This is a genomic window from Halodesulfovibrio spirochaetisodalis, assembly GCF_001672295.1.
Classification (GTDB): domain Bacteria; phylum Desulfobacterota; class Desulfovibrionia; order Desulfovibrionales; family Desulfovibrionaceae; genus Halodesulfovibrio; species Halodesulfovibrio spirochaetisodalis.
Genome location: NZ_JXMS01000005.1, coordinates 43,622 through 69,915 on the forward strand (window position 1 = coordinate 43,622; position 26,294 = coordinate 69,915).

The following is a 26,294-nucleotide window of genomic DNA, read 5'->3' on the forward strand; positions in this document are numbered from 1 at the left end:
GAATTATATTGCTAATATCATTGCCCTTACATCACGTGGCAATGTTCTCGGTCGCTGTTACTTGGAAGCTTGCTATCAACAACATCAGCGCATGCACTTTTTTTCTTACCAAGAGCACATCATCCAACCTCTATCCTCTCAAAAACACAAAGACTCTTCATCGCAACCGCATCACCTGTCCGCTTTTTACTATTCACATAACCAACGACATTAGTTTAAAACATGCAGCACTAGTAAAGACAGCAAACACATTTGGAGTTCAGACAAAAAAAGAGCTGAACACACATGTTCAGCTCTTCAATCATTATTACCGCTTTTTTCTACACTACGATTATGCGCTTTCGGCGTTATCCCATACAAAAAAAGGAGCCAACTGTGCCGGTCTGCTTTCCAGCCAAAGCGGTGAAAGCGAAAAGCCGCCTTCGACTGTAAAATGGAATACCACAGGCGTTGCCACCGGTTCGAATAACCACGCTATCTGATGAAGGGACGCCATGAGTTCCACATAATACTCACCTTCATTCAAAAACAATTTTGGAATGGTAAATTGCAATATATTCCGTCCAATCTTCAGTTCAGGCCATGAGTCTTCCGGCCCGTCTGTGGTAAATGTCCAGAAAAGGCATCGCCCTTCTCTGGAGTACACGGCAACACCTATATTAAAAGAAGAATGTACCTCCTCAAGCTCACACTCAACGTAGCAGACAACATCTTCATCAATCCCCACAGGGCGGGACAACATTTCGCCCTCAAAAGACTTCAATCCAAACTCGGTGACGGTTAAAAACTTGGAAGTTTCGCGCCCTTTCCACACTGTTGGTCCACTTTGCGGCGCAAAATAACTCTCGATAAGTTTTCCAGTATCGTTGCCCATGGCAAGCATCTTACCGGAGTCCAGCACCATAACCTGATTACAAAGCTGCTTAACGGCTTCCATGTTATGGCTGATAAACAGCACAGTTCTGCCATCGCCCTTGCTCACCTCTTCCATCTTTCCGAGACATTTTTTCTGGAATTCAGCATCGCCCACCGCAAGCACTTCATCCACAACCAGAATTTCCGGCTCAAGGTGAGCCGCAACAGCAAAGGCCAGTCGAACGTACATACCGGAGGAATACCGTTTTACCGGAGTATCCAGAAATCGTTCCACACCTGCAAAATCAACGATCTCATCAAATTTTTTCCGAATTTCATTACGGGTCATCCCAAGAATCGCACCGTTAAGATAAATATTTTCTCTACCGCTCAGTTCTGGATGAAATCCGGTACCTACTTCTAGCAAACTAGCCACACGCCCGCGTACCGTGATCCTGCCCGTTGACGGTTCAGCTATGCGGGAAAGAAGTTTAAGCAAGGTAGACTTCCCCGCACCGTTGCGCCCGATAATCCCGATGCGCTCTCCCTGCTGCACATCAAACGTCACGTCCTGCAACGCCCAGAACATTTCTGCATGTTCCTGCTTTGAAAAAAGACGCTTCGGGATGGTAAACAGCTCTTCACGCAAGGAACGGTATCCCCCGCGGGATTCTTTGTGTTTGATCAGGTACTGCTTGCCCAGATTCTCTACGGAAATAATCGGTTTCATGAACTTCTCCTAAATTACATCCGCAAAGGTTTTCTCTGTTTTTCGAAACACTTTTACCCCTGTAACCAGCAACGCTGTTGCGAACACAACGGAAATCAGCAAAGGTTTTACTGGAAACTCTACCGTACCGAGCAATGCCCAACGGAACCCGTCTATAACCCCGACCATTGGGTTACACATAAATAACGCCTGCCACTTCTCAGGAACAACAGAGGACGAGAAGCCAACAGGCGAAACATACAAACCAAACTGGGTGATGAACGGGATAATATATCTAAAGTCACGGTATGTTACGTTCAGAGAACACAATAACAAACCGGGACCCAGCGCAAGGACGCTTCCGAGCAGAGCAAGAGGGATAACTGCAAAAAACTGAATCGGCGGCAGGTATCTGTAGATACACATAATCACACCAAGAATAGCCATTGAGAGAAGAAAGTCGACTATCGCCACACCAACTGTTGCAGTGGGGACAAGCAAACGGGGGAAGTATACCTTGGACACAAGGTTGGCATTTACGACCAGCGCATTTGAAGCTGAACTCAGCGCCGTAGAGAAGAGCTGCCAGGGGAGCATGGCAGAGTACACCATGAGGGCGTACGGGACATTTCCTTCAGACGGCAGCTTGGCAACGCTGCCGAACACAAAGGTAAAAGCGAGCATAGTAAGCAACGGGCGCAGTACTGCCCACAGAATGCCTACGACAGTCTGTTTGTACTGCACCACAATATCTCGCCATGTAAGAATGAGAAATAATTCTTTATAGTTCCAAAGATCTTTCCAGTACTGGCGCTCAGTCTTTCCCGCCTCGATTGTGAGTTCCATTGACATAATTATCCAGATACCATTGATAGGTTTGGGTTATGCCCTCACGCAATTCAAGCTCCGGCTGCCATCCCATATCAAACAGCTTCCGGCTGTCCATCAATTTGCGTGGTGTCCCGTCAGGCTTTGATGGGTCAGTTACAATCGCACCTTTGTAGCCTACACATTCTGCAACCAGCTCAGCCAGTTGCAGGATAGAAATTTCTTTTCCGCTGCCCACGTTCACATGATCGTGACCGGAGTATTCTTCCATAAGGAAGATGCACGCCCGAGCCATATCATCCACATGCAAAAATTCGCGCAGAGGTGAACCTGTCCCCCAGACGGTTACACTTTCTTCCTGCTCATGTTTGGCATTATGAAAACGCTGCAAAATAGCAGGAAGCACATGACTGTTCTGCGGATGAAAATTATCGCCCTGACCATACAGGTTGGTCGGCATGGCGGATATAGCATCAAACCCGTACTGCTTACGATACGCCTGACACATTTTGATACCTGCAATTTTAGCAATTGCGTACCATTCATTCGTTGGTTCAAGGCTGCCTGTGAGCAGACAGTCTTCCGTCATCGGCTGTGGAGCAAATTTAGGATAGATGCAGGAAGAGCCAAGGAACAGCAACTTTGCTGCTTCATGTTTGTATGCAGCATCAATTACGTTGGTCTGAATCAACAGATTGTCACGGATAAATTCAGCGGGGTACGTATCGTTTGCGTAAATTCCGCCAACTTTGGCAGCAGCCAGAAATACGTACTCAGGACGTTCCTGTTCAAAAAATGCATTCACCTGCTGCTGATCACGCAGATCAAGCTCAGCGCTTGTGCGCACAACAAGATTAGTGAAACCCTGCTCTTCCAACTGACGGCAAATGGCACCGCCCACAAGTCCGCGGTGCCCTGCTACATAAATTTTGCTTGTTTTTTCCACAGAAACTACCAACTACTCGTTATAGTCACAAACTTTAAACCCGTTGTCCTGACAAACCTTATCCTTGGAAGCCAGAATAAAGTCTTCGCGAACCATCTCCACAACCATTTCTTCAAAAGAAATCTTAGGAGTCCAGCCCAGTTTTTCTTTAGCCTGAGCAGGGTCGCCGAGCAAAGTTTCTACTTCTGTCGGTCTGAAGTAACGCGGATCAACCTCCACAATTACATCACCTTCAGTCAGATTGTTCACAAAGCTTTTGGCAGTCGGATGCAGGGAGTTGAATACGTCGATATCGATACCGTCTACAATGCCTTTTTCATCAACGCCGGAACCTTCCCAACGCAGGGAAAGGCCAATGCCCTTAGCTGCTTCGTTCACAAAGTCACGCACTGAGAATTGACGACCTGTAGCAATAACAAAGTCTTTCGGTTCATCCTGCTGGAGCATAAGCCACTGCATTTCTACATAATCTTTTGCATGTCCCCAGTCACGTTTTGCATCCATGTTACCAAGAAACAATTTTTCCTGAAGGCCAAGAGCAATACGGGAAAGAGCGCGGGTAATTTTGCGGGTTACAAATGTTTCGCCACGCAGTGGTGATTCGTGGTTAAACAGAATGCCGTTGCAACCATAGATACCGTAGGCTTCGCGGTAGTTTACTGTAATCCAGTATGCGTACAATTTTGCACATGCATATGGAGAACGCGGGTAAAACGGAGTTTTTTCAGTCTGCGGTACTTCCTGTACCAGACCGTAAAGCTCAGAAGTGGATGCCTGATAAAAACGTGTGTGCTTTTCAAGACCAAGCAGACGGATTGCTTCAAGAATACGCAAAGTACCAAGAGCATCTGTATTTGCAGTGTACTCAGGAGAGTCAAAAGAAACTTTTACATGACTCTGCGCTGCAAGGTTGTAAATCTCGTCAGGTTTCACATCCTGAATAATACGGATAAGATTCGTTGAATCAGTCAAATCACCGTAGTGCAAAAACAGTCTGCGGTTTTCTGCATGCGGATCCTGATACAAATGATCGATACGGTCTGTATTAAACAGGGAGGCACGACGGATGATACCGTGAACTTCGTATCCTTTTTCTAAAAGAAATTCGGCAAGATACGCTCCGTCCTGTCCAGTAATACCTGTAATTAACGCTTTTTTCACTAGTAACATCCTAATATATATTGTAAATTTTATAGAAAGCAACATACCTGCGGTCAAATCTCGTAAACCAGAAGAAACAGATTATACCAGACCAGACGGACACAGCGGCTAATCGAACCATTATCCGAACACATGCTATTTGCTCACGATCATTAATGAATAACGTAATATCCAGTCAGCCTACTCCTGCGAAGCACCAAGTCGCAAAAACGCCCTGATACTCATAAAAAAAGAAAAGAAAGGCAGGATTACGCAACTGGAAGCAGTACACCCAGCAGCTCAACTTTTGCAGTCCTCATGAAACAAACCTGCAAAACACATGCTGCGTCATATATCGGAGTTTTAGTACTTCCAACCTAGGTTTAGCGTCAAGCATCGATCACAATAATTCAAAATACGCAACTACGGAAAAAAGTTAGCTTTCATTACTTTTTTCCGCTGCCACTCCATCCGTAACCACTTAACAAACGTATGTATCCCCTCAACCTGCCCCATCAATGACTACAAGACTTTTTCCATAGAAAAATTGGTCAGCACAACGCCCTCACGAGTAATTGCATTCACTCTCCTGACAACGAAGCCAAAATGTTCAAAAACAGGTTTTGCCACAAGTGAGGCTTCAACAAATAGCTTTGCGTCCCCTCGCTCCAGCGCCACCTGTTCTGCATATTGATACAGGCAGCTCCCAACGCCCTGTCCCTGAACATCCGGTTCCGTATAAAAACAATCAATATGCCCATCAGGCTCCAGCTCAATGAACCCAGCAAGTCTTGATTCTAGAACAGCTACAAACGGTTTTCGTTTTGCCAATCGCTTTTCCCAGTGGACATAATCCGGCGGTAGCGGAGCCCATACCGCTTTTTGCTGGGCTGAATAGATCGAATCAGGAATTGCGTACACTGCACTGTAGAACAACTCCGTAAGCTCCCGTGCCATTTCATTCTGATAGTGAACTATTGCTATCCTCGCCACCGTATACCTCTTTTTGATGCACAATCTTTTGTGCTCCTTCAATGGGTTACCTGCCCCTCTGCCTTACCAACACCCATTCATTTTTTACACTGAGCCAGCGTGCGAAGATAACGTACGTTGTTCTTGTTGCCTGTATTCATAACAACTTCTCAGAAAAGTACGACATCTGATGAGATAGCAGCCGCGCTAATTACGACTTTTATCCGATGCTCTGGGCGATGTGCAGCTATATTTTTTACCCCGATGCCTGGTGCATTTCACCACGCTGCACTTTGTCACCACAAACAGTAAAGAGAAGATAATGAAGGTAACTATTGTTCACGGGAGCCCTAGAAAAAAAGGGAACACCCATAAGATGGTAGAAGCACTCTGTGATGGATTTGCACCCGACACTGAAATTTCCAGCTTTGAGGCACAAAAACTAACAGCTTCTGGATGCCTTGGCTGTATGACCTGCAAAGGCAAATCAGACCGATGCGTCATCAATGATGATTTAACTCCAGTCTACGATGCAATGCACGAGAGTGATGTGCTGGTCATTGCGAGTCCAATTTACTTCGGAGACGTAACAGCTCAGGCAAAAAACTTCATTGATCGCCTCTTTCACTTATTTCCGCAAGATTTTCATGACAACTATAACCATGACGGTCAGTCCTCAACTAGCCGACTGAAAAAAGGAACCAAGCTAGTATTTATTACTGCGCAAGGCAGCGTCTCCGAGGAAGAATTTGCTGATGTTCATCCTCGTTATGCAAAGTTCTTCACATGGCTTGGTTTCAAAGAAACATTTTCCATAAGAGGACTTGGTGACCCTGCGGCATGGGAAACTCATCGTATGGATGAAGCATTTGAAGCTGCCCGAAACCTCGGTAAAAAATTAACTGCCAGCCATCTTGGCAAGGCTTAACGATACTATCACGCTGTAAAGAAGAATAAATAGGAGATACTATGCCAGTCGTAACTTTTGTAGGCGGCGAAATGCCGGATGATATGAAAGCAGACCTCGTTACCAAACTCACAACAGTTGTATGCGATGTAACCAACGCACCTTCCCAGTTTGTTACTGTCATCATCGACGAGCACAAAGAAACTAATATCGGTGTTGGTGGTGAAACGGTGGTTAAATTGAAAGCACGCTTGAAAGCAGAAAAAAACACATAAACAGTCCATCACAGATTACTTTGATATTGACGAAGAGTTTTTTCATAACAGATCAGCTACTGCCAATTGTGCAAAGACTAACGAGACAGTTTTGTAGCGCATTAGCAGTCATGCAGATATATATAACCTCCTGCCACGCTTAAAATAATCAGGTTTACAGATACACCTGTCTGTAAACCTTTTTAATTTTTTCAGGCCACTCCCGAGTAGTACACTTTATGGCTTGATACACCCGCTAACGTGATCATCTCTCACTATGTATGCTACAATTCCAACAGCCACATACACGTATCATCTGGCTTATGCTTACTAAACCAAAGCTATTCGAGAGGTAACAATGTTAGTAGCCGCCTTGCTTGCAATGAGCTTTCTGCTCTCTCCCAGAGCCTTTATGATTACAGGAAGCGGTATCGGGCTAGCCGGAAACTGGTATTTTGTTGTCATCGTATTTCTTTTGGCAACACACATATCAACTCTCCCTTCACGTGCTCGCAGTTGTGAAACAACTGGCACTATTGCACTGGAATCCTTTGGATACGGTGTCCGTTTTTTTACACTGATGTTCTTTTCATGCTCAATTCTGGGAGTTGCAGGCTATGCTTTCAACGAAGTTTTTCTGCACTGGTTTCCAAATTTTCTCTTCAGTTTCATTGTGCTGGCATGCTCGTGTCTCACCTGCTTGCTCCCGTCATACACAGCACGAAAAATACAGCTCTTTGCTGTTATAACCATACTAGCCGCTATCACATTTTTATCAGTAGCTTCACTACAGATTCCACCACCCAGCGGAGCCAGTTCTCCTGACTTCTTTTTACCGTACGCACTCTCTCCTTTCTCAGAAGGGCTACTCTTCATGGCTCCACTTCTGATCGGGTATGAACTGTATGCGCCCTCTGCAAAGAACAAAAAATATTCTGGTGCCACATACGCTCTGACTCTATGTATTACGGTACTATTTCTATCTATATTCGCCTACGCCTCACTGAGCATTTCCGGCACAGAGAGATTAGCTGATTCAACAGTTCCGTATATGATTGGTGCCCGTAAGATACTGGGACAAAACGGGCGATACATAATGGGATGCACCATTATTCTTGGCAGTTATGTTGCCTTCAATACAATTCTATTATTTCTCAAAGCACCGTTTGTCACACTTATGGAATCCCGCCCTTTCGCTTCGTTTCTCAGCAACAGAATGGGTCAACACATTGTTGCCACAGCCATTCCTGCTCTGACGGTTTCAATCCTGCTCCTCCGTGGATATGCCGGTGAACCTGTTACCGAATCCTATATCGCCGGAGGCTTTGCTCTATGGTTCATATACTATGGAACAAACGCAGCACGCTCCATCACAAACACGGATTCTTTTCTTGCCAACACATTCAAAATATTGGGTATGTTCGCATGCGGTTACCTTGCGTATGCAGTACTACAGATGCATGACGCCCCCTTCAAAGGGCTACTTGTAGCTGCTGCCGTCGCAGTCATCATTACTGCTCTGGGTACAATAGGCAGGAAAAGGTTGTTGGCCTAAAAATATTTGGTACAATGGAAAGCAAATATTCTTAGAGAGGGTAACTATGAAACCAATTAAATTAGCCGCCTTGGTCATAATGATCCTGGCATTTGTAGCTACGGCATTTGCCGACGACGTTCAGCGTATCAACAAAGATACCCTGAAGGCAGACATGGGCTCGTACCACATCATTGATGTACGTACCGGCTCAGACTGGAAAGGAAGTGAGTTTAAAATACGGGGAGCTGTCCGTCTTAAAGGGGATATTGTAGACTTTACCAAAAACAAAGGCTGGGCAAAGGATGCGAAAATCGTATTGTACTGCGCTTGACCAAATGAATTTACAAGCGTCCGTGAGGCGCAAAAACTGGTCGACGCTGGCTACACAAACGTTTTCGCTCTGGAAGGCGGCTGGAAGGATTGGTATAGGAACAAATACCCTGTTCAAGAAAAATAGGACTCAGCCAAGAGTGGGCATCTAGCCTGGTAAATGGAATATACACCCCACGTTGGCCATAGAATCAAAACAAAAAAGCTCTTACACGTTTGTGTAAGAGCTTTTGCTTGCTTTGGCGTCCCCAGGGGGATTTGAACCCCCGTCGCCTGCGTGAAAGGCAGGTGCCAGATATAACAAAAGCTGCTTATTCCTTTATTTGCAAGGCTTCCGAAGAAGCACATTTAACACTGGCGACATGAAAAACATTTGAACTTACACCTTAGTTACACCCATTAAGGTCATGATACGCAGAAGAAAATTGCAGTGAACTAACCATCACTGAATACTACGACAAGATGGTAAAAACAGAATGTTCATAAAGTACAGCAACATTCTTTCCATGCGATTTAGCATATCGTAAAGCAACATACGCGTCACATAACGAGTCCGCAGTTCCAACTGAGAATGTCAATACCGAATTGGTCTCTCTTATATAATCTAAAATTTCACTTGGTTCTAACTGAGATTCGGTTTTGCAAATAATTCCATCGGCTCCACTGAAAATCACTTCGCAACTTGAGGAGCATAAAAATTCTGTAATATTATCAATGGCCGTTGAAACATGTTTATTGATTCTGGCTAGCCCATCTTCATCATTTTCCATAAAACATTTTTCTATTTTAAGCCCGATGTCATCGCCATCTATATAAAAATACCTACTACTCATTTTCTTCGTTCTCTATTTCTTCAAATGAATTGTAATGATTTCTTGATTTAAAAGTTACACAAATTCGTCCGTTAGAATTAGCATTTGTCCAAAAATAGCCAGACATTTTATCTGGAGCCACGAGTTTAATTTCAGTTACTCCTTTGCGAACTCTCTCTTCAACATCATCATTCTCGTCTTGAGTATAAACGTAATCCAGTTGAAGTACGCCATTCTCATTTTCATTTACAACCCGTTCTAAATATGAATAATTTTGGAACCTGATTGTAAATGACGTTATCTTTATTGAAAAAAATTTTTGTCTAATCGCAAGTCCAATTTTTCCTTCGTATTCTTTTCCTTCACTGTTAGCCTTATATTCTCCTATCCATGTGCCGTTTAGATTTGTTTTAGGGAGAATTTTTTTTACATAAGGAAGCTTCCATCCAAATGCAAAATACATCGCCCAAAAAACAGAAACAACAGAGAGGACAGAAGATAAATTTTTCAAGGTGTCCAATGTCAGCTTTTGGCCATTCAAAAAATAAATAATCAATGTTGAAACAATACAGAAGCAACTTGATAGAAAGACAACTTTTTTTACTTCATCACTTGTCATCCAGACTAACTCTACTTTTCACTCTTACCGTCAACTAAAAATTTAACTACCATCATCCCAACTGTTCAAAAATTCAGCTAAAATATCACCATGACAAGCTTCAGGCTTACAATAACAACCAAGCCACTTCCCATGCAACTTAAACACTTCCTCTTTTGATTTATTCAAGAATTTATCGTTCTCAAAATCATATCGATATTTTTGCATAACTGAATCGCGGTCTTCCCCTTCTTCGTACATTGAGTAAGGATTTCCCCAGTACGAACCTCTCCCAATGTATTCATAGTCTTCAGTGTCTTTTAGCGCCAAATATTTTTCATCTTTCTTGATATTTATTACGCGGGTAATTGGGCTGAATATATTTCTAAATGGAATTTTAGCATCTTTCAGTAATTGCAACTCATCTTGAAAACAAAAACCATCATAAAAAACTATCGCATGCGTGATGTCATCGGTAGACCAGTCTTCGCTGACAGAGATCCCCGTACAATTGCGATCATCTTGCACAATTGAATTAAGAAAGAACTGGTGATCATTTGGTGTCAAAAAAGAATAGTCACCTAAGCATGAGACTATTTTCTTAATTTTTCTATCAAACTTATCTTTGCATCGAAATTCGGGGGGATACAGAACTAATACTGTCTTCATTTTTAATATAGATGCTTAATTTCAATGGTTGGGAATAATGTGGCTAGATACTCAGCAGCGAGCCTTCTGTGACAACAATCTGGTTCATGTTCACTACAAAGCAAACAACTGTTGTTCAAATCAATTGATGATAACCGTTCTTTGAGCTCTCGGCTCTTCAATAAAAAAAGATAGTCTTTTTCATATCGCTCCCAGCTCATATTTCCTTTTTTGTATCCATCTAAAATATCTTTAGTTGGGGAAAGCTCTGGCAGGTGAACATAACTAGCATCACACAGTTCTTTCAGAAAAAAACGAAGATCGTCACGTTTCGCATATCCTGCAAGTTGCGAAACATTATTGAGTCTAACATCTATTAGAGTTGTAACTTTTGCCTTTCTCAATAAACCAAAAAAAACTTCTGCTTTTTTCTTAGTAAACCCAATTGTGTAAAGCTTCATAGTTTTTCCTCAAAATATGCTAGCTACAATTTTATAACAATTCCCTTGATAAGGCTCACCTAAACTAACGCATAATATCGCGTCACCACTTCGTCCCTGATTCATTAAAGAATTAAACCAAGGATCCGTCGCTGGTAAGTCATAAATGTTTGCAGAGTAAGAAAATTCACATCTCAAGCGATCAAATGTATTAACATACAATCTCAGGTTAGTTACTTGAACCAAGTACAGAGACTGTCCAATTGTTACTTGTGAATTCAAAATATCTTGGAAAGGAACGAAATTCGAAACACCCCACAAGTCGACAGGGCTATCTAAATATGGCGTAAGATCATTCCGAATGTAAGGTGGCGATTGTACCCAAGGAACATCAGTTACGATATAATTTTCAGGTTGATGGGCGAGAGGGCTAGCTACACTAAAGTCGATTGACAAAACCTTTTTAGTCCTAAGCTGTTGTGTTCCACCAATATTTTCATAAGTACAACGGTCTAACATAACTTCTGCACCTTGAGCATCAGAAACAGCGCGTACCCACTCATGAGTATTTATGTCTTTTCCTGCAACACAACGCCCTTGGTGCTTATATGAGTTAGCTAATATAACTAAATTTTTTACTGGCATAGCAATCTACTTATACTGGCGAATCTCAGGCAGAAAATCTGGAAAGGTATAAATACCATTCCCTTGCAACCAGTATCCTTCTCGACCATCAGGAGTGGCATACTTTCTACTCAATCCTATACGAAGATATACCTCTTCTTGCTTTGCAATAAACTCCTCTAAGCTATCCATCTTATCACTTTCATAATGCTCCATCGCGTAATCATGAAACCCACGATCTGTGATAGATAAAAATGAAAATCTGCTTCCTTCATTATCTGTAAAAGTTAATCTCAATTTCCCTTTTTTAAATTGATCCTCGTGAATCGATAAATTTTGGGGGGATATTTTCAGTGTAAGAATTGATACTGAAGGAGCCGAGTCAAGTGGAATATGTTTTTGCCCAAGATCGAAATCCACGCCAAACCCTTTTGACACACTCTCTGAAAGCGTCGCATCAAGCGCAGCTTTAAATTCTTCGGACGAAGCAACTCTAACAAACTTAACGTCCTGCTCATATACAGCATCTTCAACATGAGGCTTCTGCGTATCTGCCTTGATCGAGAATGTTCCCTGTAGCACTGCTCCGGGATGCATATTTATTTTTCTGCACTGTGCAGCCTTAAAATATGGGGTCGGCCTTAAACATTCATTTGTTTCTAAATCAACAATAGCTGTGCACACGAGTTCTGAATTATTAAAACGAGTCAAATCTGTAACTATGTATTCTTTCATATGAATCTCCTAGTTCTAACAAGAACAAAGAAAAATATAAAAGCAATTATAATAAGATAGACTTTAGATTTTACTCAATTCCAAGCAATTCATTAGCAGAAATTAATTGCCAGTTATTTTTCTTCAGACCAACTTCGTGTCCTTTTATTCTGTCAACATGGCAAGCCATCGCAAACAAGTGAGTAGGCCTACTCATAGCGACATGAGCTATTTTTAAGCAAGCTTTCTGGTAAACCCCAAACGCTTTTTGGGGAGCGCTCCCTTTCAAAAAGTCTATTAGATATTCAGAATCATGCTTTCGGTCATTTTTCGATTCCATTAACAGGGTGGCAGTATGAGTTTCTCCCTTTACAGAATGCACTGTTCCAACCGAGATGTTCAAAGCCGTACTGCATGAAAATTCATTACATTCAGGGTCAAACTTACAGTTAGGGTCAGAGGCTGTATCCGTGAAAAAAACAGGTAATTCCCCTCTAAAGAAATGCGACTTACAAAAAATGTCTGCTCCCAAGCTAGAGACCATAGACTGATAAACTTCCAGCAATTCCACTCCTGAGGTGAGCTTTAGCACTGCTTTTGAAATGTATTGTCTAATTTTTTTCCAACTTTTCAATGACTGAGCCTTAATCCACTTCTCAGCCTGCTTGGGGGTCTTACAGTTTTGTTTTCTAAAAAAATCTTTTGTTCCCTGAAAAAAGCCAGCCCAAAAAAGCTCATTAAAAGCTTTGGGGTTTGCGGAATTACAATATTCGCCTTCATATGCAATAAAGTACGAATAGAAGTTGAAGTACTCACTTTCCTTTTTACTAACTCTTTTAAACGTAGGGTGATAACTAGGGATCGAAACACCTTTTTTAACTTTTCCGACCCAGCCAACAGCTTTTATCACTGGTGAATTAATGCGTTCTATAATTGTTGGATCGTCAAGCAAAACATTTTGTACAAGCTGACCAAATGCCTCGACAACATTCTCAACATTAGAATCATCATAAGTTATCAGGTATGGTGCCTTAGAAGAAATTTCTGGGTTTCCGGATAATGGAATATCATTCCGCAATCGGACGGATGTTAACGGATTTGCAATATTATCCCCAAACCTCATCGAATTTGAAAATGACAGTGTTTCTTTCCTAGGCATCCACGTCATTTCGCCACCCTTGACACTATTAAAGATGGCTTGGTTTGGATCCCCGACTCGCTGAAGCACCACATTGGTATTGTCTGAAAACAGAGTATCTAACAACGCAAGTTGCTTTTCATCTGTGTCTTGCATCTCATCAATGAGAACATATCTAAAACGTTTAGAAATAAGTTCCGAGATGCAAGGATGCTGTTTGATATAATGCTGGGCAAGCACATAAGCTTGTTCATAACTAATAACACCACTTTCAACAGTATGTTGGCAACAAGCAGTAATTTTTTTATGAGTAGGCCTCGTTGCATCCTTTAATCTAAGCTTTGACAAGTCTGCTTGTTTACTACAAGGGTCATATCTTACACCCGCTAGCAGTTCATCCAAGTCTGCATAGTGCCCAGTACGAAGTTTCTGATAAAGCCATCCTGAAACACTTGAAGCTCTACACTCCTTTGCAAGTTGCTGTAGGTATCTACTGGTGTCAATAATAGAAGGACGCATTCCATAAACTTCACGAAAACAGGGGGTTCCTAAAAATCTATTAGTAAAAGCTTGAATTGTCCCAAAAAAATTAGGGTAAGCCATTAAGCTTCCTGCAGCAGCGCCAAGACGATTTTTTACCTCATCAATTGCAACATTAGTATGTGTTAAAACACAAATTCCACCGCCACTTTGGAAAGGCATTTTTCTTTGTAAGATTATCAACTTTGCTAAGAGTGCAGTGGTTTTTCCACTTCCGGGACATGCAACAACATCGCATGAACTCATAGAGCGTATAAATTGCCGCCTTTCATCATCAAAAGTGCATTCTTCAGGAAGTAGCTTTTTTTCAGCATAGTTAATGTCACTGTCTTCAATTCTAATCATGATCCGTTCTCGATATTCTGACCAGTCGCATAAGAAATGGCATCAACTAAATACGATAACTCATCGCATGATGTTAATTTCTCCCTAACCATCCTAGGGTGTTTAGAATATCTTTGATCTAACGCTCTTGCAAAAACTTGAGCAGTAATTGCTTTTGAAATATTTTGCGTCAGCATTGTATCGTTATAAATAAGCTTCGCCGCTTCTTCGGATGAAAGATCTTCAACTACCTTTAATAGCTCTTTGATTTCTTTCTTTAACCGCTCCTCACTATCTTGCCGTAGAATGCCATATTTTGAAGTTCCAATTTTCTTTGCACGAAGTAAAGAACGAACAAATGACTTATAGAAATCTTTAGCAAGAGCAATTTCATATTCAAGCGTCCAGTTGGGAGCTATAAAAGGCTTAACTTGTGCAAATGTATAGTGGTCAACTAAGCTGTTATATTTGTTTTTCTTAAGCTTCTGAATGTCATTAGCCGTGAGCTTGTCTTTTTCTTTTTCCTCATTGGCCACACTCAATGGTTTAATATCAAGATCTGTAACAACAGACACTGGTATTCCCATATTTGTACCGTTTTTTCTTTCAAAAATTTTTGCGTAATGTAAGAAGCCAGTACTACCAACATTCACTACAGAAACTCCATAGTGATGTAATGGGTAACCAATGATGCGCGCAATCGTTGGAAGCAAAAGATTTTCAGCATCCCCTTCAACAAGAATAACCCCTTTCGCAAAAAAAAGATTTGCTTTGGTTGCATCTAAAAAGCGTTCAAGAAAATCGTAGTTCTTACGATCTAGCCCAGTATAATCAGCTCCCATCGGATATAATTTTCCGTCCTTACAAATAATCAAGTTCTCAAGCTTGATACTGCAGGCTAGTGTCGTGCTGTGGGTTGTAAGAATTAGCTGCCCAGTTGAATGTTCTTCCAAGTAATTAATTAGACGTAATTGAGCTTGAGGGTGCAAATGGGCCTCAAGTTCTTCAATCAAGCTCAATTGTAAGCCATGCTGCAATGTTGATTGGGCTAGAAGTAATTCTGCTGCTATATATAATAAATTTTGGGATCCTAAGCCTGCCTTTTCCCCATCGTATACCAAGCTAAGTCGATGTAAAATTTCATGCAGTTCACTTCCAGAAATACTTATATCAGCGCTGTGTTGATCTTTTTTTGAAAAAAATTCATTTAAATACTTATTTATTGTGCCAACAAGCTTAGTTGCTTCTGGATAATTTTCGTCATCGTGAAAGTAGGTTTTTATTTTTTCATTAGCACCCTTAACTATATCCTCAATGGGATGTGCAGAATCATCCTTCTTTATAAAAACTGGATGTGCTTTTAAAATTTGAGCTAAGCGCGACCTACGCCCAGACGTAAGCTCACTATCAGCGTCACGCAGTGGTTTTAAATAAATGACTTTCAAAAGCTCTAAAGCGTCAGTTGGCAACGAACTGCCATCACTATCTGCTCCAGCTTTCAATTCTTTAATAAAGCGCCCATCAGCCCGCTTTATTTTCAAGCGAACTGTAAGAGAATACTCAGGTCCATCTTCTAATTCTTGAATATCAACCCATTCAAGAAAATTTGACGCTTCTTTAGTCGTGAATCCTTGAAACACGCATTCTATCTTTATTTCATCAGATCGAACCCCACCTTTAACATGGAAATCGTCATCTTCAACTGAAAACCACTCTCGACTATGAGTTCCCAGCACTAATCGTATTGCGTCAATGATTGCAGTTTTTCCCGAATCATTCTCGCCAATCAGAACATTTAAACATTCATTAAATACCACTGACACACCGGGCTTATTTCCGTTGTGTCCGAACTTCCGGAAATCCCACAAGCTTAACTTCGCAAGATACATAACACCTCATCACTTTATACTTTTCATACAACATCCCATGATTATTACACACTGATCAAGAGCAAGTACTTACTTTTAATTTAGAAACTAAGAAATAACACGCTGCAAGATTGAAATAAAAAAAGCTTAGTAACTAACTAGTCACTAAGCTTTTTAAGAATTAAACTATAAGTGGTTCTGTCATTATCCTTTCCTTAAGAAGATGGTGCTGTCATCTTCCTTCAGTCATCAAAAAGCCACTTCACCCTAAAATCGACATCCATTTTCCTGCAAAATTTTCAGCATCTGTATTTTAATATACCTTGGCTGATTACTTACAATCGCTGCAACTAATGGTGACAAAGTTTGTTTTTTTGTTGTTCGCAAATTAGTAACAGCACCATGCGAACATAAAAGTAACAAGCAACCTATAGAACCATGGTGTGCTGCAGTAGCAATTGGCGTAATGAAACAATCTTCTTCTGTAAAATAATACGGTGAAATCAATTTTCTTTTCAGCATCTTCTTAACTTTACCAACGTCATCACGTTCAATACAATCTGAATAGTCTAGCATATAGAATATGTCCTCCTGTATTAATTTTGTTGCACCATAGCTCGATATTGCGGTCTGAAGTCAACACAAAAGAATACTCATTTCATCTTCTGATTGAAGAATGCGCATAAATAAACATTACATGGGCATAAACTTTATTTCTAACAGATATAAATATGTTCTGCAGAAAACTTACATTCACATCTTTAATGTAGTATGAACACAACATAGGTTTTACCTATCCAAATCATTACCCCGTACCTATTTAGGTGGTTGGATGTTGATTTGAAGGGGTGCCATTTGCCCGTGCCTATTTAGGCGGTTTGGATCTTGGTTTCCCGGCATGGTCACTACGACCTACCCGAAATGTTTTCTTTATTTTTGGAGGCCTTCCTTTCACGGAAGACATTTTTGTCCCTGTCTGTTTCGTGAAACAGACAGAGGACATTTTGCCAGCGAAACGCTGATGATTGTTACTTTCTTTATTACACTGGCGAATATACCAGTCGACTTACGGTGGCCCGCCATCGTCTATTTCCCACCTACCCGTTCGTAAAAAGAATACGTTCGTTCATTATAAAATTACGTTTTTTGGCTATTACAAAACACAGTGATAGACACTGCTGTAGCTATCGGATTAACCATCCCCAGCTGTGCATGCTGACGCACAGCACGTAATACTAGTAAAATGATACGGTGATATATATCGGGAAAAAGCTTTATCGTCATAAAGCATTATTACAAAAAAGAAGGGCACTACAGGTGCGTCAAATTTACAGTCAGCTGAACTAACAAAAACGCCTATCCACATGGATAGGCGTTTTACTTTTTGCAAATAAATTTGTTCTGGACCTAACATTCCGTCTTTCTAAGTAGTATAACGATACTAAAAAGGAATTTTTATTATGTCCAAGAACACACTTTTATACGGCATAGCAAATGCTAAATTAACGGGTTCAAGAAAAACCCAATACACTAACAAAGCACAAGCAATGCGTTTCGCAAAGCTGCTGTTTCAGCTTGGCTATCGACCACAACACTGGACCAACATCACCAATAAACATGTTGCAGTCGCAGTTGAAGAATGGTTGCGCCAAGGAAAGAAAATTTCAACGATAAAGGCGTATGTCGGCAGCATTCGTTCTGTTGCTAAGGCATATGGCAACGTCAGTCTTCACAAAGAAAATTCTGCATTCGGCATTGGAAAACGATCCACAATCCCAACCAGATCTCGTGCAGTTCCTGCTGCAATTTATCAGGCAGTAAAAGATCATCTTCTCGCTGGTTCAGAACGCCACTGCCGCATTGGTCATCAATTGATTGCCATGAATGAACTTGGGCTGCGCCCAGAAGAAGCGCGTAAAATTAACCCTGATGTCGCGTTACTACCTGACGGACGGATCTATATTTCAGCAGGTACAAAGGGTGGTAGGGATCGTATCATACATGACGCTACCAAAGAGCAAATTGAAGCAGTGAAAGGGCTGGCACCATATATCGGAAAGTACGGCAACAGCATGCCGGATACTACATCCGAGGCAAACTGGGAAAAATACGTATATAAGGTTGTAACAGCGTTGGGACTATCCATCGCAGCCTGTGGTGCATCTTTATATGGACTCAGACATGGTTTTGCTCACCGTCGATACCGTGAATTAACTAATCTAGACGCACCCTGCTTACACAGCAATCCAGCATCTTTTAGACAAGCAGCCTACGACGAATACGGTTCGCAATGGCGCAAGGTTCATGACCGAGCCGTCGTAATCCTTGCCCATGAACTCGGACATAATCGAGGTGAAGTCACTGCTAGCTATCTGGGATCGATACATGGGTAGCATCACAGCAAAAAACCACTGCACTGCATCAGTAATGCAGTGTGTTACATAAGTCATGGAACGCCGAGTGATCTTTTCTTAAAAAAATTTTTAAGTTATTTCAGGTTGATGCAATAAAATATGCACTTATTTTTCAAATGCTCTTGATTTTCAATCTGAAAAGCAGTCTATGCTTATCGATTGGGCAAAAAAAATTAAAGCCCACAAAAAAAGGAGTTTATATGAAAAAAAAATTATTAGCTGATTTATACATCATCTTTTCTGCAAAAGAATTTGCACCAAGTGTGGCAAAAAACAAAAAAAGGACTGTCAGCAGTTTCAACAACATTCTAATAGAGAACAATCTTGATTTAACAACACTTAGCACTAAGCAAGCGGAAACACTTGTCGAAACTATGTGCGCTGGGCTTAAGCCATCAACCTACAACAGGAAACTGACTGAGCTTTCTGCTATGTGGACTTGGCTTCTATCCATGGGATTAATCAAAGCCCAAAACCCTTTTGCAACAATCAAAAGGAAAAAAGTTAATAGTAAAGCTCAATATGCACCGAAATCTGACGATGTCATCAATGCATTCAGTCTCGCGACTAAAGAAGAACAGCTCATCATGCTTCTTTGTATGATTGTGAATGCAAGTAAAACAAATATGCGCTTTCTGCATTTTACAGATATCGACCAAGTAAACAATGTCATCAAGCTTCGAACCCATAAACGTGGAACTCGAAACGCTCAAATTGAAGAAGTAGATATACCAGAATACATGGTTAATCTTCTTGTTGATTTCGCTATAAAAAACAAGCGCTATAGTGAACTTTTTTCAGCACACCCACTAGTGGCAGCAGACAGGAACAAGTTAAGGCCTCTTTGTAACGATGCAAAAATTAAATCGTTTACAATCGACGCCCTGCGCACACTAAAAGCACGCTTTGCTTTGAACAATGACAATTGTCTAGACCTTATTCAAAAGCATCTCCGCCATTCAAGCCTGAGCACTACGAAGCTATTTGTGAAAAAAAACAAAGACGCTTCAACGCACTTGGCTGGTGAAAGCTTCGAGGAATTGATCGAAGGATGTCTGGTGACACATATTCTAGCGGTTTATGGATCTACAACTAGCAAGTGTCCAATCCCATCTTCATGCGTAGCAATTCTTTACCGTGCACTGACCCACTTCCAAGAGCATCAAGTTGCATGGGAACAGCTTACTTCTGTGTATTATGATTTGCTTAAGCTTATCTTAAAACTAGCTTCTGCGAACAATATACGAAAAAAAGTTAAATATTTTAATGTAAGACCTTGATTTTTCATTATCAATGTAGTCTATGCTTATTGGTTAGCACCAAAAAAGCGTTGTGCGAAGGACGAGTGTCCTAATCATTTCTTCTAATAAGGGGATCTTATGAAACAAGTTTAAGTCGTACCTTGTATAATAAAACGGCACAGTAATGGAAATCTGCCTATGTCAGACCCTAAGAACCTAACAACAAAAGAAGTTGCAACATTATTAAATTGCTCAGAAAGCCTTGTAAGGCGTTCTGATATGAAAAAAAAGCTTTGTGCATTTTATATTGGTAAAAAAGCACTACGCTACCCTAAAGAAGCAGTTGATTCTTATATCAACGATCAAATGAAGTTGTCTTCAGCACATCATTCTGAAGATAAAATTAAAGTACAAAATACTCATCGTAGAAAAAAGTTGCATTCAAAGTTCGATTTGTTTTAGGCTGTTAGATAGGAATAAGCAGTTTTTCATATAAGGAAAAAACAATATGGCTTTCCAAATGAAAAACAAAAAATGGAAAGGACAAGTTCACTTCACCGACTGCAATGGAAAACTTCACAGAAAGACAAAGAATTTTGATCGCAAACGTGAAGCAATTCAATGGCAAAATGAAGAACGGAAAAGGTTAGAACTTGCGGATCAGGAGGCAGAAACAAGGCATAAAAACTTTAGTGAGCTTAAAGTTGGTGAATGGGCTGAAATGTACATAACGCACGCATTCAATACATTCACAGACGAAAACTGCAAACTAGCAAAAGAAAAACAGCGTGCCTTCAAAAGGTTCTTTGAAACAAAAGTTGTTAATCCCAACATGCTAGTCGCTGATGTGCGCAAAAAAGACATTCTTGATGTTTTCAATATCCTCAAGCAACGCTATTCAGGGAAAAATGTTGATAGACAGATCAAGAATCTGAAAGCGGGCTGGAACTGGGGTATTGATTACTTAGAAATGCCAGAAGTAAATCCATTCTGTAGGCTTCCAAAGGCAGCGACAACAAAAGAAGAACCTCATTACATGCCGCCGCTTGAAGATATGCTTAAAGTATTGAAGCTGGCAGCAAAAAGCGATGAACCGCAGCACTACCTTGTACTGTTTACTTTACTTATGACCGGAGCTAGGCGCGTCGAAATGCGCCGCCTTACATGGGCTGATGTGAAGTTTATTGGTGAACAAATAGGTTTGCGTACCCGAAAAAGAAGAGACCGCATCGAAAGCTGTGACCTAATCCCAATGGCAACGGAACTAGCCACCAAACTAAAAGAATATAAACTGCAAGTAGGCAGCAAACGTTCTTATGTTTTTTCTGGGATACAACTTGAAGCAGGTCTTCACATGCGCTGGCTAAAAAAACTTTGTGCTGAAGCCCAAATCATCCCTTTTGGTGTTCATGGGATTCGAGCACTAGCAGGAACACTTGCTCATACAAATGGTGCGTGCCTTATGGATGTTAAGGAACTGCTTCGACACAAATCTACTCATCAAACAGACAAGTACTTACGCAAGCAGTACAGAAACAATGCAGCTGTAGGTATTCTCAGTTCAGTGGCGGCAGAGGCTAGTATGAATAATGAAGTGAAAACGCTGGAAGAAAAAGGTGACGCAAATGTGGCTTAAAAATAGAAATTTGAAAACTTACACCTTGGGCTTACACCTCTATGGCTAAAAACGTAAAAAAGCACTTACGCATGCGCGTAAGTGCTTGATATACTTGGCGTCCCCAGGGGGATTTGAACCCCCGTCGCCTGCGTGAAAGGCAGGTGTCCTGGGCCAGGCTAGACGATGGGGACGCGTCGAAAATAGTAATTTTTTTCTAGCGATGTATTATGCAAGGCTCGAGGAAAATTTATGTTCGAAGTGTAGATATCCCTACATGAGAATATAAATTTTTCGAAGTAACGAAGCAGAATGCATTGATAGAAAAAATTTGGCTGGGCTACAAGGACTCGAACCTTGATTAACGGAGCCAGAACCCGTCGTCCTGCCAATTGAACGATAGCCCAGCAAGTGAGAGGTGTTTTTATGGAAATTGCTTTTTCTTGTCAACTCAGAAATGCATTTAAATGAAATTTTCCTTCCCACCCCGCATTGCACTTCTACCAAATCCACCGTACACAATACGCTCTACGCCACGGATTCAGGAATAAGGATACTTCCCAGATGACCACAAAAAATAAATGCGCCACTGCGCAAACAGCCCAACAGTCATTGCAGCAATCATCGTGTTTTATCAGCAATCATACTCAGTTAGATATAGACAGGACACGACGCACTGGTTGTCCTGAAGTTATCTTCTGTGAAGGTAAAACTCCTGAACAAACTGCTGTCATATTTGAAAAGATGATTGAAGCGCATGGAGAATGCCTGGGAACTCGCGCCAACGAACAGCACTATCTTGCTGTCAAAAAGACATTTCCCTGCGTGCAGTTCGATCCCGTTTCCAGAGTATTGCGTCTGGAAAAAACAAACAAAGAACAGTGCGGCTGCGTCATTGTTATCAACGCAGGAACTTCTGATTATTCCATAGCAGAAGAAGCAGCACAAACAGCAGAGTTTCTCGGCAGTAACGTCATACGTCACTTTGACTGCGGAGTAGCTGGTGTACACCGTGCTTTTTCAGCAGCTCAAGACTTTCCCAAAGCATCCGCCATTGTTGCTGTTGCCGGTATGGATGGCGCCCTGCCAACGGTTGTGGCAGGACTCAGTCATGCACCGGTAATCGCTGTTCCAACCAGTATTGGCTATGGAACTGGACTTGGCGGGGTGGCGGCATTGATGACAATGCTTAACGGATGCGCACCTGGAGTATCCGTTGTTAACATCGACAACGGTTTTGGTGCAGGATATCAGGCGCATATTATCAACTTTATGGCCATAAACCGATAACACCACAAGCATCTCTGAACAACAGGTTGCCTCTAAAGTTGGCACACTATATAAAGAGAATACTCCAAAGTTGCCACACATCACCTTCTTCCGCGTATAAAAAACAGCCACATTCGTAACAAGTTATGTTTGGTTACGAAGCATCTGGCGTGCGCTTTCTAAGACTTCTTCCCACTATAGCAACTTTTGAAATCAGATTTCCACTTACGAAATTTTATATTGGTACAACAGTTGCTTATGATGTCTCAAATTGTCTCTGGCTCTGCATCGACAAACTTACTGAATAATACAATTTAGAATGGGACGCATTGTCTTCACCATGAACAACACAGCATTTATTTTCAATGGTTGATAATGTCATTCCGAAATCTTGCACTCAATCTTCTTACTGCTGAGAAGATTGGCTTCACCCCGCATCTTGAGCTACCAGAACCCAACGATGAAGTTTGTCTTTCCATCGAAAATCTGGCTCAAGCTCCCAAAAGCGGATTAATATTTTAGTACGAGTAGGATTAGCTATGCGATTTATTGTGCGAGGAGCACGCCCGGAAGATCATGACGAACTATGTCGTCTTGCGAGTCAAGCACCGCTGCTGAACCTGCAAGCAAATCCGGACGTGCTTGCAAAACGCATTGAGACCAGTCAACAATCGTTTGCAGGCCTTCTGCCACCGGAAAAATCTGAATACCAGTTTGTATGTGAAGATCTTGCTACAAAACAGCTTGCCGGTGCTTCCAGCCTCTTCGGATCATACACATCAGCAGAGCGGCCCCAACACTATCTTGACGTGATAGATAATGACGGCACTCAAACCTACCGACGCGGTGTAGACACTACACGCTATAGCGGACTGGGCGGCTTGCTCGTTGATGATATTTTCCGCAATACCCACTACAAGCTCGGCTCACAGCTGGGACATGTCCGCCTACTCTACGCAGGAATAAAACCAGAGCGATTTACCGATACTTTTGTCCTTGAACTGCTGGGGAAAATCAACACAAAGGGACAATGTCACTTCTGGGATTGTTTCGGAAAAAAATTTACTGGAATGGAGTTTCCTGAAGCCTATAAACGTATTGCTGAAAATGACCGCAGCTTTTTAGATATGTTCCCGTATGAGTACGAACTGTCGTACGGATGCGCCAAAGCACGCATCTGTGAAACTTCCGTATCTCTTTCATCCCGCGGGTCGCAACATCTTGCAAAAAAGCTGGGCTTTACGTTCCAGAACAGAGTAGACCCTGTTGACGGGGCTCTCTACTATAAGGCTGCACGTGAAGACCTTACACCACTGCAAAGTGGTGCATGGCACTCCGCATGTCGCGGAAGCATAAAAGGCGACATTCATCTGATGGCAACTGTCAATGAAAACGGCGAATTTTACGGAGCCATGGCTCATTGCGGGTTCCAGAACGGCACCGCCGTTATCCGTGACAATATCTGCGAAGCGCTCAGGCTGAACGAAGACAGCAAGGTTTTCATAGCACCACGCTGTTAAGCGCTCGCAATAAAAAAGGCTCCCGTTCCCTGGATTGGCGGGAGCCTTTTATTTATTCAATACCGTTGTAACGCAGCACCAGCATGGTTATATCATCAGACTGCGGTGCTCCTTTACTGAACGCATCCACATTTCTTCGCACCTCATACAGCAGGTCACCGAGGCGAAGCGTGCTCTTCTCCTCCATCAACTGCAGTAAACGTGGTGTGCCATACAATGCCTTGTCATTGTCCATAGCTTCAGTCACTCCGTCAGTGTAGAGGAACAGTGTATCTCCCTTTTCAAGCTGCAGCTCAAACGGTGTATACGTACATCCTTCCATTCCACCGACAACAAGCCCGCTGACTCCTCTGACTTCTTGCGCAGTTCCATCATGCACCAGAACTGGTGGAAGGTGACCACCGCTAACAAATTCCATCTTACCAGTGCGGACATTTAATACACCGATAAACAAGGTTACAAACATGCTTTTCGGGTTATCCTGACTCAAGACATCATTAATCTTTTCCATTGCGCTATGTAATGGAACCTGCTCCTGCATTGTAGATCGGATCAGGGTCACAGTAACTGCCATATACAACGAGGCTGGGACGCCCTTATCTGAGACGTCTCCTACAACAAGGCAAAGATGATCATCATCGATGAAAAAGAAGTCGTACAAATCTCCCCCGACTTCTTCGGCAGAGTCGAGTGCAGCATAGAGCGTAAATTCGGTACGATCTGGAAACGCAGGAAATGTCTTTGGAAGCATGCCTTCCTGTATCTCACGTGCAACAGAAAGCTCACTTTGGATGCGTTCCTTTGCAGCAGTCGCATCCATCATGCTCTTTACACTGGTGTTCAGTTCTTTACACATAAACTGAATGGAACGAGCCAGATCCCCCACCTCATCGTTACGCCGTATAGGCAACTCAAGGGTAAGCTTATCAATGGCAGAATGATTGGTAAAATCCTGACGTGGCAATCGTCGGGCAAAACTGGAGAGTACTTCTATCGGTCTGGTAAGACGCTTCGCAGTGAATAACGCAAATATTAAAACGCAGGCAGCGATGACAGCAATAAGCTGCAGCTGCTGGTTAACCAGCATGCGTGCCGGCAGCTCAATTTCTGAAACTGGTGCTGCCACAAGCACATACCAGTCCAACGCACGAACATACACAAATCTGAGCTCAATTTGTCCTACTCCGTCCTTCTGTATGCTCATCCGCTTCAATCCATTCTCTGCTGCTGCAATAATTTTTTTCTGCAATAACGGACTAATCGCAGTGCTGGATGTATTAATCATCACATCACCGGAGCCGGAAAAAAGCGTTATATATCCAGTTCGATACACAGAAATCTTAGAAAAGGCACGATCAAGAGAGGAAATAATATTAGCAAGTTGTGTATCTACAATTGCTTGTATATCCGCCAGAGAAGCAAATACGCCAATAGTCCACCCTTTATCTGTGATAGGTAGAAAATAGACCACTGACTTCGCTTCCTGTGTTCCTCCTACATGCTGAAATACGGAAAACGCACCCTCCGGAGGTAACTTGTCCGGCTTTGCAACAGCTGCCAACTTGCGATTCTTCATGTCGGTAACATGATGCAATGAATACTCTGCATCCCTGTCTACACAACCGGACAACAGTGAACCATTTTTATCATACAAATAGACTCGCGTAGCTGATTCTGGCTGTTCATTAAATGAATTAACCATTTTTATGGATGCCTCAGTATCACCTTCAGGCAATTCATTTAAGAAAATTCGTATACGCCTTGCAGTTTGACGTAAGTTAGCCTTCCTTTCTGTAGCGGTTATAAATTTATCTGACAGTAGTTTTGAATAACTACTATCTATATTTAACTCGACAAGCCGCATAATATTAGAAAGAGATCTCTCTTCTGCATTGCGCATTGCAACACTTGCACTTTCTTCTGTAAAGTAAATCAGCGGCAGTGCAGTTGCTGCAATAACAAGTGCCAGCAAAAACATCGTTCTTGTTCTAATTGATACTTTGTAATTCATAACTCATAACATCTTCACATCATAAACGATTAACAGACGC

General features: G+C 41.9%; 25 protein-coding genes and 2 tRNA genes. 10 read left to right on the forward strand and 17 right to left on the reverse strand.

Annotated elements, in window-relative coordinates; all coding sequences use genetic code 11:
• Positions 1-331: 331 nt before the first annotated feature.
• From SP90_RS04180 to SP90_RS04200, 5 genes are all read right to left on the reverse strand, one after another.
• Entirely contained in the window at positions 332-1,585 is a 1,254-nt protein-coding gene (locus tag SP90_RS04180; RefSeq protein WP_066852925.1) for an ABC transporter ATP-binding protein, read from the reverse strand.
• 9 nt (positions 1,586-1,594) lie between these two features.
• A complete protein-coding gene (locus tag SP90_RS04185) occupies positions 1,595-2,410 on the reverse strand; it encodes an ABC transporter permease (protein ID WP_231895530.1) in 816 nt (271 codons plus the stop codon).
• The gene (gene fcl, locus SP90_RS04190) at positions 2,379-3,338 is read right to left on the reverse strand and encodes a GDP-L-fucose synthase (RefSeq protein WP_066853095.1); all 960 of its coding nucleotides are present in this window, start codon (positions 3,336-3,338) and stop codon (positions 2,379-2,381) included. Before fcl ends, SP90_RS04185 begins: the two co-directional genes overlap by 32 nt.
• 12 nt (positions 3,339-3,350) lie before the next feature.
• Positions 3,351-4,499 (reverse strand): GDP-mannose 4,6-dehydratase, encoded by a 1,149-nt coding sequence (gene gmd, locus SP90_RS04195; protein WP_066852930.1) that lies wholly within the window; start codon positions 4,497-4,499, stop codon positions 3,351-3,353.
• 501 nt (positions 4,500-5,000) lie between these two features.
• The gene (locus SP90_RS04200) at positions 5,001-5,471 is read right to left on the reverse strand and encodes a GNAT family N-acetyltransferase (RefSeq protein WP_197498758.1); all 471 of its coding nucleotides are present in this window, start codon (positions 5,469-5,471) and stop codon (positions 5,001-5,003) included.
• 301 nt (positions 5,472-5,772) lie between these two features.
• On the opposite strand from SP90_RS04200, the gene SP90_RS04205 reads away from it, so the two are divergent.
• The 4 genes from SP90_RS04205 (at position 5,773) to SP90_RS04220 (ending at position 8,605) form a co-directional block, all read left to right on the forward strand.
• A complete protein-coding gene (locus SP90_RS04205; RefSeq protein WP_066852932.1) occupies positions 5,773-6,378 on the forward strand; it encodes a flavodoxin family protein in 606 nt (201 codons plus the stop codon).
• Between the two features lie 41 nt (positions 6,379-6,419).
• On the forward strand, positions 6,420-6,632 hold the full coding sequence (locus SP90_RS04210; protein WP_066852934.1) for a tautomerase family protein: 213 nt from the start codon (positions 6,420-6,422) through the stop codon (positions 6,630-6,632).
• A gap of 337 nt (positions 6,633-6,969) precedes the next feature.
• Positions 6,970-8,166 carry an APC family permease gene (locus SP90_RS04215; RefSeq protein ID WP_066852936.1) on the forward strand — a complete coding sequence of 399 codons (1,197 nt, stop codon included), beginning with the start codon at positions 6,970-6,972 and terminating at the stop codon, positions 8,164-8,166.
• Between the two features lie 46 nt (positions 8,167-8,212).
• The gene (locus SP90_RS04220; protein WP_331710483.1) at positions 8,213-8,605 is read left to right on the forward strand and encodes a rhodanese-related (seleno)protein; all 393 of its coding nucleotides are present in this window, start codon (positions 8,213-8,215) and stop codon (positions 8,603-8,605) included.
• 325 nt (positions 8,606-8,930) lie between these two features.
• Here the strand turns inward: SP90_RS04220 and SP90_RS04225 are convergent, their stop codons facing one another.
• From SP90_RS04225 to SP90_RS04265, 9 genes are all read right to left on the reverse strand, one after another.
• A complete protein-coding gene (locus SP90_RS04225) occupies positions 8,931-9,311 on the reverse strand; it encodes a mCpol domain-containing protein (protein WP_066852940.1) in 381 nt (126 codons plus the stop codon).
• Complete coding sequence (locus SP90_RS04230; RefSeq protein ID WP_066852942.1) at positions 9,304-9,909, reverse strand: Cap15 family cyclic dinucleotide receptor domain-containing protein; 606 nt, start codon at positions 9,907-9,909, stop codon at positions 9,304-9,306. Before SP90_RS04230 ends, SP90_RS04225 begins: the two co-directional genes overlap by 8 nt.
• A 42-nt stretch (positions 9,910-9,951) precedes the next feature.
• On the reverse strand, positions 9,952-10,557 hold the full coding sequence (locus SP90_RS04235; RefSeq protein WP_066852944.1) for a DUF4326 domain-containing protein: 606 nt from the start codon (positions 10,555-10,557) through the stop codon (positions 9,952-9,954).
• Between the two features lie 2 nt (positions 10,558-10,559).
• Entirely contained in the window at positions 10,560-10,997 is a 438-nt protein-coding gene (locus SP90_RS04240; protein WP_066852946.1) for a DUF488 domain-containing protein, read from the reverse strand.
• A 9-nt stretch (positions 10,998-11,006) separates the two neighbouring features.
• Positions 11,007-11,621, reverse strand: a complete 615-nt coding sequence (locus tag SP90_RS04245; RefSeq protein ID WP_066852948.1) for a dual OB domain-containing protein — start codon at positions 11,619-11,621, stop codon at positions 11,007-11,009.
• 6 nt (positions 11,622-11,627) lie between these two features.
• Positions 11,628-12,335, reverse strand: a complete 708-nt coding sequence (locus SP90_RS04250) for a dual OB domain-containing protein (RefSeq protein ID WP_066852950.1) — start codon at positions 12,333-12,335, stop codon at positions 11,628-11,630.
• A gap of 70 nt (positions 12,336-12,405) precedes the next feature.
• Positions 12,406-14,337 carry a UvrD-helicase domain-containing protein gene (locus SP90_RS04255; RefSeq protein WP_066852953.1) on the reverse strand — a complete coding sequence of 644 codons (1,932 nt, stop codon included), beginning with the start codon at positions 14,335-14,337 and terminating at the stop codon, positions 12,406-12,408.
• On the reverse strand, positions 14,334-16,205 hold the full coding sequence (locus SP90_RS04260) for an ATP-dependent nuclease (protein WP_066852955.1): 1,872 nt from the start codon (positions 16,203-16,205) through the stop codon (positions 14,334-14,336). Before SP90_RS04260 ends, SP90_RS04255 begins: the two co-directional genes overlap by 4 nt.
• Before the next feature lie 246 nt (positions 16,206-16,451).
• The gene (locus tag SP90_RS04265) at positions 16,452-16,760 is read right to left on the reverse strand and encodes an ankyrin repeat domain-containing protein (protein WP_066852957.1); all 309 of its coding nucleotides are present in this window, start codon (positions 16,758-16,760) and stop codon (positions 16,452-16,454) included.
• 884 nt (positions 16,761-17,644) lie between these two features.
• On the opposite strand from SP90_RS04265, the gene SP90_RS04270 reads away from it, so the two are divergent.
• The 4 genes from SP90_RS04270 (at position 17,645) to SP90_RS04285 (ending at position 21,475) form a co-directional block, all read left to right on the forward strand.
• The gene (locus tag SP90_RS04270) at positions 17,645-18,577 is read left to right on the forward strand and encodes a phage integrase N-terminal domain-containing protein (RefSeq protein WP_066852959.1); all 933 of its coding nucleotides are present in this window, start codon (positions 17,645-17,647) and stop codon (positions 18,575-18,577) included.
• A gap of 221 nt (positions 18,578-18,798) precedes the next feature.
• A complete protein-coding gene (locus SP90_RS04275; protein WP_066852961.1) occupies positions 18,799-19,878 on the forward strand; it encodes a site-specific integrase in 1,080 nt (359 codons plus the stop codon).
• Between the two features lie 159 nt (positions 19,879-20,037).
• Entirely contained in the window at positions 20,038-20,301 is a 264-nt protein-coding gene (locus SP90_RS04280; RefSeq protein ID WP_066852963.1) for a helix-turn-helix domain-containing protein, read from the forward strand.
• Positions 20,302-20,347: 46 nt separating this feature from the next.
• Entirely contained in the window at positions 20,348-21,475 is a 1,128-nt protein-coding gene (locus tag SP90_RS04285) for a tyrosine-type recombinase/integrase (protein WP_066852965.1), read from the forward strand.
• Between the two features lie 95 nt (positions 21,476-21,570).
• On the opposite strand, the gene SP90_RS04290 is transcribed toward SP90_RS04285, so the two are convergent.
• Both SP90_RS04290 and SP90_RS04295 read right to left on the reverse strand, forming a co-directional pair.
• A tRNA-Glu gene (locus SP90_RS04290) sits at positions 21,571-21,648 on the reverse strand.
• A 138-nt stretch (positions 21,649-21,786) separates the two neighbouring features.
• Positions 21,787-21,861, reverse strand: a tRNA-Gln gene (locus SP90_RS04295).
• Between the two features lie 157 nt (positions 21,862-22,018).
• Here SP90_RS04295 and larB point away from each other — a divergent pair.
• Together larB and SP90_RS04305 are read left to right on the forward strand one after the other, a co-directional pair.
• A complete protein-coding gene (gene larB, locus SP90_RS04300) occupies positions 22,019-22,744 on the forward strand; it encodes a nickel pincer cofactor biosynthesis protein LarB (RefSeq protein ID WP_066852967.1) in 726 nt (241 codons plus the stop codon).
• A gap of 518 nt (positions 22,745-23,262) precedes the next feature.
• The gene (locus SP90_RS04305; RefSeq protein WP_066852969.1) at positions 23,263-24,243 is read left to right on the forward strand and encodes an arginine N-succinyltransferase; all 981 of its coding nucleotides are present in this window, start codon (positions 23,263-23,265) and stop codon (positions 24,241-24,243) included.
• 52 nt (positions 24,244-24,295) lie between these two features.
• On the opposite strand, the gene SP90_RS04310 is transcribed toward SP90_RS04305, so the two are convergent.
• Positions 24,296-26,254: a SpoIIE family protein phosphatase gene (locus SP90_RS04310; protein WP_082936291.1), complete on the reverse strand. Its 1,959-nt coding sequence runs from the start codon at positions 26,252-26,254 to the stop codon at positions 24,296-24,298.
• Between the last annotated feature and the right edge of the window lie 40 nt (positions 26,255-26,294).